The following is a 14,005-nucleotide window of genomic DNA, read 5'->3' as shown; positions in this document are numbered from 1 at the left end:
AGCAACTGCAGAATAAATGTGTACTTATGTTATGTTTTTAACGTTTCGTATCCATGACAAAGCGGTGACGAAGTCAGGTCCGTGCGGGGGCCTGCGCAAAAAGCCATAAACCGCCCGCGCACCCGGTCTTTGACGGAAGGGCAAAGTGCCTCCACCCCGCCCCCGCCGGACGCTTTTACTCAAGGTATCCGGGCGCGGACCCAAGATCCAAGCCCCCTCCCGCAAAGCACCTCCATGAAGAAGATCGGATTCCTGTCGTTCGGCCACTGGACGCCGTCGCCCCAGTTACAGACACGCTCGGCCGCCGACGCGCTGCTTCAGTCCATCGAACTGGCCGTGGCGGCCGAGGAGCTGGGCGCGGACGGCGCCTACTTTCGCGTGCACCACTTCGCCCGCCAGCTCGCCGCGCCGTTCCCCTTGCTGGCCGCCATCGGCGCCAAAACCCGCCGCATAGAGATCGGCACGGGCGTGATCGACATGCGCTACGAGAACCCGCTGTACATGGCCGAGGACGCGGGCGCCGCCGACCTGATTGCCGGCGGCCGCCTGCAGCTCGGCCTGAGCCGGGGCTCGCCGGAGCAGGTGATCGAGGGCTGGCGGTACTTCGGCTACGCGCCCGACGAAGGCCGCACGCACGCCGACATGGCGCGCGAGCACACGCTGGCCTTCCTGGACGTGTTGCGCGGCGAAGGGTTCGCCGAGCCCAACCCGCGGCCGATGTTCGCCAACCCGCCCGGCCTGCTGCGCGTGGAGCCGCATGCCGAAGGCCTGCGCGAGCGCATCTGGTGGGGTTCCAGCTCGGACGCGACGGCGGTGTGGGCCGCGAAGCTGGGCCTGAACCTGCAAAGCTCGACGCTCAAGACAGACGAAACCGGCGAGCCCTTTCATGTGCAGCAGGCGCGCCAGATCCGCGCCTACCGCGCGGCCTGGAAAGAGGCCGGCCATGCGCGCACGCCGCGCGTGTCGGTCAGCCGCAGCATCTTCGCCCTGGTGAACGACCAGGACCGCATGTACTTCGGGCGCAGCGGCCAGGAGGGCGACACGGTCGGCTTCATCGACGAGCAGACGCAGGCGATCTTCGGGCGCAGCTATGCGGCCGCGCCCGAGCTGCTGGTGAAGCAGCTGGCGCAGGACGAGGCCATCGCCGAGGCGGACACGCTGCTGCTCACCGTGCCCAACCAGCTCGGCGTGGCGTACAACGCGCACGTCATCGAGACCATCCTGACCCAGGTGGCGCCTGCGCTGGGCTGGCGTTGACCTGACTTCTCTGGCTCGCCTTGCGAGCCGCCACGATTCGTGGCACAAGCTGACGTCCTATGTGTTCCTATTCCTAAAGAGGTAAACAACCGTGTGTGATCTGAACGACCAGGAAGAACTCAAGAAGTACACCCGCCGCGACTTCGGCACGTGGGCCGCATCCGCCGGCCTGCTGACCGCGCTGCCCGGCGTGGCCAATGCCGTGGCCGTGGCCGAGCGCGAGGTGAGCATCACCACGCCGGACGGCACCTGCGACGCCTACTTCGTCGCGCCCACCGCGGGCGCGGCCCCCGGCGTGCTGGTGTGGCCCGACGTGTTCGGCCTGCGCCCCGCCTTCCGTCAAATGGGCCGGCGGCTGGCCGAATCGGGCTACAGCGTGCTGGTGGTGAACCCCTTCTACCGGCAAAAGAAGGCGCCCACCGCGGCGCAAGGCGGCCAGACGCCCATCGCCGAGGTGATGCCGCTGATGCAGGCGCTGACGCCCGCCATGCACCTGAGCGACGGCAAGACCTTCGTGGCCTGGCTCGATGCGCAAAAAGAGGTGGACAAGGCGCGCAAGCTGGGCACCACCGGCTATTGCATGGGCGGCCCGATCGCGGTGCGCACCGCCACCGTGGCCCCCGGCCGCGTGGGCGCGGTCGGCACCTTCCACGGCGCCGCCATGGTCACCGCGGCGCCCGACAGCCCGCACCGCCTGGTCGCGCAGACGCAGGCGCGCTACCTGATCGCCGTGGCCGAGAACGACGACACCAAGGACCCGCAGGCCAAGGCCACGCTGCGCGCCGCGTTCGACAGCGCCAAGCTGCAGGCCGAGGTGGAGGTGTACCCGGCCGCGCACGGCTGGTGCCCGCCGGACACGCAGGTCTACGACGCCGCCCAATCCGAACGCGCATGGGCGCGGCTGCTGGCCACGTTCGGCACGGCACTGGCCTGATCGCGGGCCGCGGCGGCAAGCCGCTCAGCCGTTGCTTGCCGCCGCCACCGCCACCACCTGCGCCACCACCCGGCGCACCTCGCTCGGCAGAAAGGGCTTCTCGATCACCGGGCGCCCGCTGGCCGACACGAACTCGTTCAGCACCGCCGACAGCGTGTCGCCAGTGACGAACACCACGCGCCCGGCCTGGTCTGGCCAGCGCCGCTCGATCTCCCTGTACAGCGCCCGGCCGTCGAGGTCGGGCATGCGCATGTCGGTGAGGATCGCGTCGTAGGGCTCCTGCGCCATGTGGCGCAGCGCGTCCCGCGCCGAGCGCACCGCCACCACGCGGTGCCGGGTGCCTGCGAGGATCTGCGCCAGCGTCTCGCGCACCTCCGTCTCGTCGTCGACGATCAGGATCTTGTGGCGGCGCATGCTCGCCTTGGCCTTCACAGGCGCCGGGGCCACGGCTCCGGCCCCGCCCGCCGTCTCGTGCGGGTCGCCCACGGGCAGCGCCATGTCGAACACCGCGCCGCCGCCCGCCGGGCTGTCGACGGTGAGCTCGCCGCCGTGCGCCTCCACGATGCCCAGGCTCACCGCCAGGCCCACGCCGGTGCCGATGCCCGTGGGCTTGGTGGTGAAGTAGGGCTCGAACACGCGGGTGCGCAGCGCGGGCGGAATGCCGGGGCCGTTGTCCGACACCGTCACGCACACCCTGTTCGCCGCGGCGTCGTGGCGTGTGCGCAGCCGGATGCGGCGCGGCGGCGGCTGGTCTTGCAGCGCCTGCTGCGCGTTGATGAGCAGGTTCAGCAGCACCTGGTGGATCTGGTCGGCGTCCGCGAGGATCGGCGGCAGGTCGCCCGCCTCGTCGAGCACCACCTCGACACCGCTGGTGCGCATGGCGTAGGCCGTCATGTCGAGCGCCGCGGCCACCACCTCGTGCAGCGCCACCGGCCCGCGTTCGGGCGGCTGCTGGCGCGCCATGCCGAGAAAGCTGCGCACGATGCGCGCGCAGCGCTCGGCCGCCACGCGGATCTTGGCCGCCATGGCCCGGGTGTTGGCGTCGCCCTGTTCCTCCAGCAGCACAGCGCGCGCCACCACCACGGCCAGCGGGTTGTTGAGCTCGTGCGCCACGCCGGCCAGCAGCGAGCCCAGCGCGGCCAGCTTCTCGCGCTGGTGCAGGGCCTCGCGCTGGCGCGCCAGCTCTTCGGCCGAACGCTTCTTCTCGGTGATGTCCGTCGAGATGCCGCACACCGCATACGCCTTGCCGTTGGCGTCGTGCAGCGGGAACTTGATGGAAATGTAGGTGTGCAGCCCGTCGTCCAGCGGCGCGGTTTCCTCGAACTCGACGAGCGCGTTGCGCTCCAGCACCGCGAGGTCGTTGCTGCGCGAATCGCCGGCGCTGGCCTGCGGCAGCAGTTCGGCCTCGGTGCGCCCGAGCACCTCGGCCTGCGGCAGGTGGAACAGGTGCTCCCACTGCCGGTTGACGAACAGGAAGCGGCCGCTGGTGTCCTTCACTGACACCACCGAGGTGGTGTTGTTCAAGATCTGCTGCAGCCGCGCCTCGCTGTTCTGCAGGGCCTGCTGCACGCGCGCGCGCTCCGCGATGTCGTGGCGCAGCCGGTTCTGCGTGCTCGCGACTTTTTCGGCCATGGCGTCGAAGGCGCGGCTCAGCCGGCCCAGCTCGTCGTTGCCGCGCAAGCGGCTGCGCGCCGCCAGGTTGCCCGCGGCCAGCTGCTCCGCCGCATGCACCAGGCGCGCGGTGCGCCGCGTCAGCAGGAAATGAAACACCAGCCACATGGCCAGCGCCAGCGCGGTCACGCAGCCGGCCCAGTACAGCGACTGCTGCACCACCTGCGCGCGCGCCTCGGCCTTGGGGCCTGCGAGGTCGTAGGCCAGGAACAGGCTGCCGCGCTGCGAGGGGCGCAGCTCTTCGCGTTCGCGGCTGCCCATCAGGATGCCGGCGTAGGCCAGCAGCTCCTTGCCGGTGGCGTCGGTCGTCACGCGGGCGCGGTGCTCGCGCATGGCGCCCGCGGCCTGCACGAAGTCGAACTCCGGCAGCACCTCGGCCACCGGCCGGCCCAGCCAGGCGCGCCGCGTGGCGGCGACGACCACGTTGCGCTCGTCGGTCATGGCCGCGAGCACGATGTCGTGGTTGTGCGCGAGCACCGCGATCTCGTGCTGCGCCGCGACCAGGTCGCCGCGCAGCGACAGGTATTCGAGCGTGCTCTGCAGGCGCGACATTTCCTGCGCGATGCGTTCGCGGCTGCGGTCTTCGGTGGCGCGCTCGGCCTGCGGCACGTGGTACAGGAGGATGAAGGTGCTCAGCATGGCCGCGAACCCCAGCAGGATCAGCGGCACCGTCACCTTGAGCGACGTCGACAGGCGCAACTTCACGGCGGCAGGCTCTGCAGCGGCGCGGGCGCCAGCACGTCCTCGATCTTCAAGGGGGTGGGCAGCAGCCTGGCCTGCAGCATCAGGTCCATCAGGCGGCGCCCGGTGGGCACCAGCTCGGGCGCGCTGCCGCCGAGCATCCTCAGGTTTTCGTCGCGCGACGGAATGTGCAGCCCGCGCAGCGCGGCCAGGTACGGCTCGCCCGTGGTCTGCTGGCGAATGCCCATGCGCCGGGCCGCGTCGGCGGGGTCGCGCTGCAGGTAGTCGATGGCCTTGAACCAGCCCGCGAGCAGCGTCTGCGTGGTCTTCGGGTGCTTGTCGAGCACGCTCTGGCGCACCGCGATCAGGTCGACGATCTCGCCCGGAATGCGCGTGCTGTCGAACAGCGTGGCGGCGCCGTGCGCGAGCATCTGCGCGCGGTACGGGTCGAAGGTGACTGCCGCGTCCACCTGGCCCTTTTCGAAAGCGCCGGGCTGCTCGTTCGACTCCATCTGCACCACCGTGACGTCGCTCGCCTGCATGCCGTTCAGCGCGAGCGCGCGGCTGAGCACGAAGGCGCCCAGCGCGCCGCTTTCCACCGCCACGCGCTTGCCGCGCAGGTCGGTCATCGAGGCCGTGCCGGGCCGCCCCACGATGGCGTCGGCGCCGTGCGACACATCTACCACCAGGATGGCGCGCGGCGCCATGCCTTCGGCCGCGAGCCCGAAGAGCTCGTCCAGGCTGATGACCATGCCGTCGATGGCCTGGTTGCGGAAGGCGCGCAGCACCTCGCTGGCCGAGGGGTACTCCAGCAGCTGCACCGACTTGGCCGGCAAGTGCCCGAGGTCGCGCGCGAGGTACAGCGGCTCGCTGCCGATCCACACGTTGGTGCCGATGCGCAGCGGCGATTCGGGCTCGCGCGAGCAGCCGGGTAGCACCAGCAGCACGGCCATCGCGATGGCCAGCAGCAGCGTGAGCAGCTTGTCGGCAAGGGTTTTCAAACGGGGGGTCATGCAAGCCTCGTTCGGGTGTCATCGTCCGTCGGGAATGAAGACATAGCCCGCATTGCGCAGCGTGCGGATGTACTTCGGATGCTCCGGGTCGGGCTCGACCTTTTTGCGCAGCCGCATGATGCGCAGGTCCACGCTGCGGTCGAAGGGCGCCAGGTCGCGCTGGCCGTGCGAGCTCAGGATGCGTTCGCGCGACAGTGGCCGGTTCGGGTGCTCGGCCAGCGCCTTGAGCAGGTCGAACTCCAGCGGCGACATCGGCACCTCGGTGCCCGTGTCGTCGCTCAGGCGGTGGGCCGCCAGGTCGAGCACGCAGCGCCCGATGCGCACGCGCTGCGCGCCCAGCTCCGCGCGCCGCGCGGGTGCGGTGCGGCGCAGCACGCTCTTCACGCGCGCCAGCAACTCGCGCGGGTCGAAGGGCTTGGGCACGTAGTCGTCGGCGCCCATCTCCAGCCCGACGACGCGGTCGGTCACGGTGTCGGCCGAGGTGAGCATCACGATGGCCACGTGCGCATAGCGCTCGCGCAGGTGGCGCGCCAGGCTCAACCCGTCTTCGCCGGGCATGTGGATGTCGACCAGCGCCAGGTCGACCAGGTGCTCGGCCGCCAGCGCCCGCGCGGCGTCAGCGTTGGCGGCGCCGAGGGCGCGGTAGCCGTGGGAGACGAAGTACTCCTCGATGACTTCGCGGATCTCCTGCTCGTCGTCGACGACCAGGATGTTCGCCTTCGGGGTCATGAACCCTCCTCTTGCTCGCTCGCGCTCCCTGGCCACCGCGAAGCGTAGACCGGCAGGCCCGCCGCGGCCCGGCCGCACGTGAAACAAACGAAACAAGAAGGGCGCGCCGCTGAAGCAAAACGAACGCACGTGCTTTTCAGAATCCATTGCATCCCAGCCGCGTTGCGCTGGTACGCACCGGAGTCCACACATCGTGAGTTCGCAACTCTTTGCTTTGGCCATCTGCGTATGGCCGTGGGTCAAGTCGGCATGGCGGTCGGGCGAGGCGCCATGGGGGCCGTTCGCGCTGCTCGCCAATGCCCTGCGGAACACGTTGCGCCGGGTTTCACATCGTCACATTCATTGAAGGAGCACACCATGCAATCGCTGTCTTACCTCTCGCTGGACAACCAACGCCAGCCCCTGCCGCAGGCCGCGGCCGATGCCTTCGCGGCGCAGGTCGGCGGCGGCGTGCTGCGCCGCGGCGACGCGGGCTACGACGACGCCCGCAAGGTCTGGAACGCCACGGTCGACCGGCACCCCGCGCTCATTGCGCGCTGCCTCACGGTGGCCGACGTGCAGGCTGCCGTGCGCTTCGGCGCCGCGCACCGCATGCTGCTGAGCGTGCGCGGCGGCGGCCACCACATCGCCGGCAACGCGGTGGCGAACGAGGGGCTGATGCTCGATCTGTCGGGCATGTCGGGCGTGCGCATCGACGCCGCCGCGCGCACCGCGCAGGTCGGTCCGGGCGCGCTGCTGGGCGACCTCGACCGCGCGGCGCAGGCCCATGGGCTGGCCGTGCCGCTGGGCATCAACTCGACCACCGGCGTGGCGGGGCTCACGCTCGGCGGCGGCTTCGGCTGGCTCACCCGCCGCCACGGCATGACCATCGACAACCTGATCGGCGCCACCGTGGTCACGGCCGACGGCGCCGTGCACGAGGTGTCGGCCGCCTCGGAGCCCGAGCTGTTCTGGGCCCTGCGCGGCGGCGGCGGCAACTTCGGCGTGGTGACCTCGTTTACGCTGCGGCTGCACCCGGTCGGGCCCGAGGTATACGCGGGGCTGGTGGTGTACCCGTTCGCGCAGGCGCGCCAGGTGCTGCGCGCGTGGCGCGACTTCAGCGAGGGCGCGCCCGACGAACTGAGCGTGTGGGCGGTGATGCGCGAGGCGCCGCCGCTGCCGTTTCTCGCGGAGTCGGTGCACGGCACCGAGGTGGTGATCTTGCCGCTGGTGTACTGCGGCGATGTCGCGAAGGGCGAGCAGGTGGCGGCACCGGTGACGCGCTTCGGCACCCCGCTGGCCGTGGCGCTGGGGCCCACGCCGTACGCGGCCTTTCAGACCGCGTTCGTTCCGCTGCTGGCACCGGGCGGGCGCAACTACTGGAAGTCGAACAACTTCGCCGCGCTGAGCGACGCGGCGCTCGACGCGGTCATCGCTTCGGCCTCACGCTTGCCGGGCCCGGAGTGCGAGGTGTTCCTGGCGCAGCTGGGTGGCGCGATGTCGCGCGTCGCGCCCACGGCCACCGCCTTCGTGGGGCGCGACGCGCGCTTCATCATGAACGTGCATGGCCGCTGGTCCGATGCGAAGGACGACCAGCGCGTGCGTGCCTGGGCGCGCCAGGCCTTCGAAGACGCCGCGCCCCACGCCACCGGCAGCGGCTACGTCAACTTCCTGACGGAGGACGAAGGCGAGCGCGTGGCCGCGAGCTACGGCGCCAACTACCCGCGACTGCAGGCGCTGAAGCGGCGCTACGACGCGGGCAACCTGTTTCGCATGAACCTGAACATCGTGCCGGCGGTCGAGGCCGAGGGCGGTGCGCGGGGGGAGGGCGCGTCATGAGTGCGGCATCCACATCGGCATCCTTGCAGGCATCGTTCCAGGTGGGTGAGGCCACCCCGACCCCTACCCCGACCCCCATCCCGACCTCCGCCCTGCACCTCACCGGCGCCACGCCCGCGGCGCTGGCCGCCTACGACAGCGCGCTCGCCGCCGTGCTCGCCTGGCGCAGCGGCGCCGGGGCCCTGCTGGAGCAGGCGCTCGCGCAGGCGCCCGGCTTCGTCATGGCGCATGTGCTGCAGGCCTACACGCTGCTGTGCAGCCGCGACCGGCGGCGCGTGCAGGCAGCGCGGCCCGTGCTGCATCGCGCGGCGGGCCTCGCCGCCAACGAGCGGGAGGCCGCGCACCTCGCGGCCATCGCGAGCGTGCTGGCGGACAACTACGACTTCGCGCGCGAGACGCTCGGCGAGCTGCTGCAGCAAGACCCGCGCGACGCGCTCGCCGTGCACGCGGCCCATGCGCTCGACTACCTCACCGGCGACGCCGAGCGCATGAACACCCGGGTGGCCAGCCTGCTGCCGGCCTGGTCGCCCACCGTGTCTGGCTACCACGCGGTGCTGTCGATGCACGCCTTCGGCCTGGTCGAGTGCGGCGACAGCGAGGGCGCCGAGCGCGACGCTCGCGCGGCGCTGGCGCTGAACCCGCAAGATGCGCGGGCGCACCACGTGATGGCCCACGTCTTCGAGATGACCGGGCGCGCCGACGAAGGCCTGCGCTGGCTGCACGAGCACCGCGCCTGCTGGGCCGACCACAGCGCGGTGGCCACGCACTGCTGGTGGCATCTGGCGCTGTTCCTCATCGAACGCGGCCAGGCCGCGGCGGCGCTCGACGTGTACGACCAGCGCGTGCGCGCGGACCGCTCGGGCGCCATCGCCGACCTCATCGATGCCTCGGCCTTGCTGTGGCGGCTGCAACTGTGCGGCCACGATGCCGGCGCGCGCTGGGAAGAGCTCTGCGACGCGTGGGAGGCGCACATTGCCGACGGCTTCTGCAGCTTCACCGACGTGCACGCGATGCTGGCCTTCGTGGGCGCGCGCGACTGGGCCCGCGCGCGGAGCCTGGAGCGCGCGCTGGCCGTCAGCGAAACGCAGCCCACGCGCCACGGCAAGACCACGCGACAGCTCGGCCTGCCGGCCTGCCGCGCGCTGGTGGCGTTTGGCCACGGCGACCATGCGCGCGCCATCGGCCTGCTGGCCGGCCTGCCGGCGCTGGCGCATCGGCTGGGCGGCAGCCATGCGCAGCGCGACGTGCTGCACCTGACGCTGCTGCAGGCCGTGGAGCGCGTTCGCCGGCCGGTGCGCCGGGCGGTGGAGCGCATCCACACGGTGCCGTCGCCCGGCAGCCGTTTCGCAGGTTCTCCATTGCACGCAGCTGCGCCCGCGTCCGCGCCTGTGTCCGCATCTGCATCCGCTTCCGGAGGTTGACATGTACCACTTGCTGAGCTGTCTCTACGACGCCGTTCACCACGCCTGCACGCCGCGCTGGCCCGCGCTGGCATGGCGCCGCCTTGCCGATGCGCTGCGGGAGCGTCACCGCCGCGCCGTGGCGCGCCGCGAGCTGCGTGCCATCGACGAGCGCACGCTGCAGGACATCGGGCTGTCGCACCGCGCGGCGGCCGAGTGGCCGCGGCCGCGCGATGTGTGGTGAGGCGTGGCGACGTTGGGCCATGGCACGCATGCACTTCATCGCGCCCGCCGGCACGCGCCCGCCCGGCAAGCGGCGTTCCGGAGGGTTGTGGATCACCTTCGCCGCTGCCATGGCGGCGGTGGCGGGCGCGGTCGTGATCGTCGCGATACCGCAGCCGCTGGCCTCGGCGATGCCAGCGCCGTCGTCACTGCCTCCATTTGCCAGCACCGCGCAGCGATAGCACCGCAGTGCCGCGCACGCTCGCAGGTCAAGGCGCCCGGTCGCGCACGTACACGATGGCTTCGGCCCGCGTGTGCACGCCCAGCTTGTCGAAGATGCTCGAGAGCTGGTTGCGCACCGTTTTCTCGCTCTTGTGCAGCTGCCGGGCGATGGCATGGTTGTCCAGGCCCACGGCCACCAGGCGCAGCACCTCGCGCTCGGCCGGCGTCAGCGCTTCATCACCAGTGCCGGCGCCGTCGCCCGCATCGGCCGGGTCGGTGCCCAGGAAGGCACGCAGTTCGGCGAGGAAGGTGGCCCACGCCCGTTCGGTGTCCAGCAGCACATGGTTGTCGCTGTCCAGCGGCACGAAGCGCGCTCCCGGCACCAGCGCCGCCAGACGCAGCCCCTCGTCGAAGGGCACGCGCGCATCGCCGCGCGCATGCAGCACCAGCGTGGGCACCCGCACCTGGCGCGCCAGCGCGGTCACGTCGATGCGGTGGAAGGCCTCGAGCGTGCGCGCGGCGTTCTCGGGGCTCGCCGTGAGCCGCTCGAGCTCGTTCCACCACTGGTGCTGCGTGGGCGTTCCGCCCGGGATGAACTGGTTGGTGAACACCTGTCGGAAGGCGGCGTTGTCGCGCCCCCAGCCCAACCGGATCAGGTTGACCAGGGTTTCGGCCTCCAGGCGCTCGGCATCGCCAGCACTGCCGGTGGTGCCGGTGCTGCCGGTGCCGCGCCGTAGCGCGCCGCGCGCGTAGGCGCCGGGCAGCACCAGGTGCGACACCTTCTCGGGATGGCGCACCGTGAACGCAATAGCGACCGCACCGCCCTGCGACATGCCGATCAGCGGAAAGCGGCGCAGCCCCAGGCTGTCGACCACGGCTTCGAGGTCGCCGACCCAGGCGTCCAGCGAGAAGTCGATCACCGTGCTGTCCGACAGGCCGCAGCCGCGCTGGTCGTAGCGGATGTACCGGTGGTCGCGTGAGAGCTCGGACAGCCACGGCCGCCAGACCGGGCTGTGCAGGTCATGCTCGACGTGGCTCAGCCAATGCGCGCAGCGCACCAGCGGCGCGCCCGCGCCGATGGAGGCGATCGCGATGCGGGTGCCGTCGGCTGCCGTGCAGAAGCGCAGGCTCTGGCGGGGGAGCGAAGGTGAACCGGATGCACCGGGCATGCCCGATTGTCCTGCGGCTGGGCCACGAGTCCCAGCCCGCGGCGCGGGGGATTTGTCACAGCCGAAGACATGGGACAAGCGCCCCATGCGCCGCCGCCCGCGTGGGTGGATTCTTCATGCACGTCGATCCGACGGACCCATGCCAAAGGAACAGCCATGCAAAACCATCCTGCCGCCCTCGACGTGTCCCGCTACGCCAAGACCATCGAAGTTTCCAAGCGCATCCGCTGGGACATCGACCGCGACGTGATCCGGGGCCGCACCTTCGACCTGTCGCACACCTTCCTGCCCGACGGACTGTCGCTGGCCGACGAACTGCCCTTTCTGAGCCCGGCGCAGCACCGCTTCATGAGCCAGGTGCAGGGCCGCACCTACGCCAACATGTTCGGGCTGGTCGAGCGCTTCATCGGCGCCAAGATGCTGGAGGTGAGCCGCGACCACTGGCTGGGCGACCAGACCGCGCTCGAGGCCATCGTGCGCTTCACCGACGAGGAGCTCAAGCACCAGGCGCTCTTCCGGCGCATCGAGCATCTGGTGGCGCGCGACATGCCGGCGGGCTACACGTTCGGCGTGTCGCCCAACGACGTGGCCGCGTTCGTGCTGGGCAAGTGCACCTGGGCCGTACTGGCGCTCACGTGCCACATCGAACTGTTCTCGCAGGCGCACTACCGCGCCAGCATCGAGGCGGCCGAGGGCCTGTCGCCGCTGTTCAAGGACGTGTTCCTGTTCCATTGGCGCGAAGAGTCGCAGCACGCCATCATCGACGAGCTCGAATGGGAGCGCGAGGACGCCAAACTCGCGTTGCTGGCTCAGCGCGACGCTGCGGTGGACGACCTGATCGCGCTTGTCGGCGGCGTCGACGGCATCCTGCAAGGGCAGGCCAAGGCGGACGCGGCCTACTTTTTGCAAGCCAGCGGCATGGCCCAGGACGGCACGCACGCGGAGCAGGTGAGCGCCACGTTGTTGAAGGCCTACCGCTGGCAGTACATCGTCTCCGGCACGCTGGAGCCGCGCTTCCAGAAGCTGCTGGGCAAGCTGGTCAGCGAGGCGCAGATGGGGCGCATCCAGGCAGCGCTCGCGCCGCTCGGCTATGCGGTGCCGGCGCATGGGGTGGCTGGCGCGGTGCCTGCCGAGATGCCTGCCGACATGCCTGCCGAGTGAAAGCCGATACACGTTCTTACGCGAACGGCTTTCGATGGGGCCGATACGTCAGCGTACCGTAGGCATTGGCAGATACAGTCGGCGGGCGCTGCGCCTGCATCGGGGTGCGCGCACAGCTTGACCGGAAGATTTGAGGTGGTGGGTGGGTAGTGCTTGGAATTTTGAGGCGCACATGGGCGCGGAGACCCTGCAAGGTCGCGAGCCCGGTGCGTCACCGCTCGCGCCGGGCATCGCCCGCGTGCGCAGCGCGACCGGTGGCAGCGGCGTGACCGAGCCCTACCCGGTGCACGAGGCATTTTTGGTCGTGCTCCGGCTGCAGCCCTACCGTGTGGCGGACCTGTGGGCCGACAACCGGCGGGTGCCCCACGACGCCGTGAGCGCGGGCACCTTGTCCATCTACGACCTCGACCGCTTGTGGGTCGCGAACATGGATGCGCCGTTCGACTGCCTGCAGCTCCACGTGTCGCAAGACAGCGTCGACTGGGTCGCGGACGAAACCGGACGGCGCGCGGGGCAGCGCCTGCACTGCCCGCCGGAGCACAGCGTCGTCGATCCGGTCGTGCAGCGCCTCGGCCTCGCGATGGCGCCTGCGCTGGAGCGGCCCGGCGAGTTTCCGCGGCTCTTCACCGACCACCTGACGCTGGCCATCCACGCGCACCTCGTCGGCCGCTACGCCACGGGCGCGTCGCAAAGGCGCGTGGCGAACGTGCAGCAGCTCGCGCCCTGGCAGAAGCGCCGCGCCATCGACTTCCTGGGCGCCAAGCTGGCGAAAGATGTGTCCATCGAGGACGTGGCGCGCGAGTGCAGGCTGTCGCGCAGCCACTTCATCCGGGCGTTCAAGGCCAGCATGGGGCTGCCGCCGCACCAGTGGGTTCTTCTGCAACGGATCGAACGCGCGAAGCAGCTGATGCAGGGCACCGCGATGACGCTGGCGGACATTGCGGTCGAGGTGGGGTTCAACGACCAGAGCCACCTGACCCGGCGCTTTCGCCAGGAGGTGGGGACGACGCCGGGGGCTTGGAAAAGGTCGCGGTAGGTTGCAGCTTCGAATGAACGTGTCGACATGGCTTTTCAACCAAGCGCGCAAGCGGTTTCATGCGACGAGAACTGTTGTAGAAGGCCAGGTTCAGCCTTGAAGCCAACTCATGCCGGCCAACTGTTTTGCAGCACGCGCACAACGGTGCCCGGTCGGTTCTCCATCAAGCACTCAACGGCCCGAAGCAATGCGAAATTCATCCACCTTCCTGTTCGCCGCACTTTCGCTTCTTCATCTGAGCGCCATCGCCGAACCGAGCCTGTGCACGCCGGGTGAAACCACCGAGTGGTCCTGCACCGCGAAGAGAAAAACCTACGCGCTGTGCGCGTCCAAGGACCTTGGCGCCGAGACGGGCTACATGCAGTACCGCGCCGGCAGAGGCTCGAAGGCGGAGTTCGTGTTTCCCGAGCGACGAGAGCACCCGAAGGGAAACTTTCGCCTTGTGCTGCAAGCGAAGGGCGTCATGTTCAGTTTCTCGAATGCCGGCTATGAATACGCCATCTATGAGCCGCTGGCAGGGGCGACCCATATCGATGTCGCCAACAGCCAAGGGGCCCATGTAGCGGACGTGACGTGCGATTCGGCCACCGATACGCTGACGTTGACCACCACGATGCAGCGCTTCGAACGCCTGGGCATCTATCGATGAGCGAGCCGGCAATCCCGAAACGTTCTGCCGCCCGACCGCGACG

The 14,005-nt window shown here is 70.3% G+C and carries 13 protein-coding genes; 9 read left to right on the top strand and 4 right to left on the bottom strand.

Annotation, left to right across the window (positions count from 1 at the left end):
- The first annotated feature begins 234 nt into the window (after nt 1-234).
- Together QTI51_RS25625 and QTI51_RS25620 are read left to right on the top strand one after the other, a co-directional pair.
- Nucleotides 235-1,257 (top strand): LLM class flavin-dependent oxidoreductase, encoded by a 1,023-nt coding sequence (locus QTI51_RS25625; RefSeq protein WP_286516502.1) that lies wholly within the window; start codon nt 235-237, stop codon nt 1,255-1,257.
- 91 nt (nt 1,258-1,348) lie between these two features.
- Nucleotides 1,349-2,191 (top strand): dienelactone hydrolase family protein, encoded by an 843-nt coding sequence (locus tag QTI51_RS25620; RefSeq protein WP_116913719.1) that lies wholly within the window; start codon nt 1,349-1,351, stop codon nt 2,189-2,191.
- A 24-nt stretch (nt 2,192-2,215) separates the two neighbouring features.
- Here the strand turns inward: QTI51_RS25620 and QTI51_RS25615 are convergent, their stop codons facing one another.
- Genes QTI51_RS25615 through QTI51_RS25605 form a run of 3 tightly spaced genes read right to left on the bottom strand, consistent with a single transcriptional unit; the run spans nt 2,216 to nt 6,285 of the window.
- Nucleotides 2,216-4,567 carry a hybrid sensor histidine kinase/response regulator gene (locus tag QTI51_RS25615; protein ID WP_286516501.1) on the bottom strand — a complete coding sequence of 784 codons (2,352 nt, stop codon included), beginning with the start codon at nt 4,565-4,567 and terminating at the stop codon, nt 2,216-2,218.
- Nucleotides 4,564-5,556: an ABC transporter substrate-binding protein gene (locus tag QTI51_RS25610; protein ID WP_286516500.1), complete on the bottom strand. Its 993-nt coding sequence runs from the start codon at nt 5,554-5,556 to the stop codon at nt 4,564-4,566. The genes QTI51_RS25615 and QTI51_RS25610 overlap by 4 nt, the downstream gene beginning before the upstream one ends.
- Nucleotides 5,557-5,574: 18 nt before the next feature.
- Entirely contained in the window at nt 5,575-6,285 is a 711-nt protein-coding gene (locus QTI51_RS25605) for a response regulator (RefSeq protein WP_116913723.1), read from the bottom strand.
- Nucleotides 6,286-6,642: 357 nt separating this feature from the next.
- Between QTI51_RS25605 and QTI51_RS25600 the strand changes: the two genes are divergently transcribed.
- From QTI51_RS25600 to QTI51_RS25585, 4 genes are read left to right on the top strand one after another with little or no spacing between them, the layout of a single operon-like run.
- Entirely contained in the window at nt 6,643-8,103 is a 1,461-nt protein-coding gene (locus QTI51_RS25600; RefSeq protein ID WP_286516497.1) for an FAD-binding oxidoreductase, read from the top strand.
- Entirely contained in the window at nt 8,100-9,524 is a 1,425-nt protein-coding gene (locus QTI51_RS25595) for a tetratricopeptide repeat protein (RefSeq protein ID WP_286516496.1), read from the top strand. Before QTI51_RS25600 ends, QTI51_RS25595 begins: the two co-directional genes overlap by 4 nt.
- A gap of 1 nt (nt 9,525) precedes the next feature.
- Entirely contained in the window at nt 9,526-9,747 is a 222-nt protein-coding gene (locus QTI51_RS25590; protein ID WP_116913726.1) for a YjiS-like domain-containing protein, read from the top strand.
- Between the two features lie 19 nt (nt 9,748-9,766).
- Entirely contained in the window at nt 9,767-9,967 is a 201-nt protein-coding gene (locus tag QTI51_RS25585; RefSeq protein WP_286516495.1) for a hypothetical protein, read from the top strand.
- Between the two features lie 27 nt (nt 9,968-9,994).
- Here QTI51_RS25585 and QTI51_RS25580 read toward each other — a convergent pair whose 3' ends face one another.
- Nucleotides 9,995-11,116 carry an alpha/beta fold hydrolase gene (locus QTI51_RS25580; RefSeq protein WP_286516494.1) on the bottom strand — a complete coding sequence of 374 codons (1,122 nt, stop codon included), beginning with the start codon at nt 11,114-11,116 and terminating at the stop codon, nt 9,995-9,997.
- Nucleotides 11,117-11,272: 156 nt separating this feature from the next.
- Between QTI51_RS25580 and QTI51_RS25575 the strand changes: the two genes are divergently transcribed.
- From QTI51_RS25575 to QTI51_RS25565, 3 genes are all read left to right on the top strand, one after another.
- Nucleotides 11,273-12,277 carry a hypothetical protein gene (locus tag QTI51_RS25575; protein WP_116913728.1) on the top strand — a complete coding sequence of 335 codons (1,005 nt, stop codon included), beginning with the start codon at nt 11,273-11,275 and terminating at the stop codon, nt 12,275-12,277.
- A gap of 172 nt (nt 12,278-12,449) precedes the next feature.
- Entirely contained in the window at nt 12,450-13,313 is an 864-nt protein-coding gene (locus QTI51_RS25570) for a helix-turn-helix domain-containing protein (protein WP_116913729.1), read from the top strand.
- Between the two features lie 187 nt (nt 13,314-13,500).
- Entirely contained in the window at nt 13,501-13,962 is a 462-nt protein-coding gene (locus tag QTI51_RS25565) for a hypothetical protein (RefSeq protein WP_116913730.1), read from the top strand.
- The last annotated feature ends 43 nt before the right edge of the window (nt 13,963-14,005 follow it).

Origin of the sequence: Variovorax sp. J22G73 (assembly GCF_030317035.1) — a bacterium.
Lineage (GTDB): Bacteria > Pseudomonadota > Gammaproteobacteria > Burkholderiales > Burkholderiaceae_C > Variovorax.
This window is presented reverse-complemented; position numbering and strand designations above follow the sequence as displayed.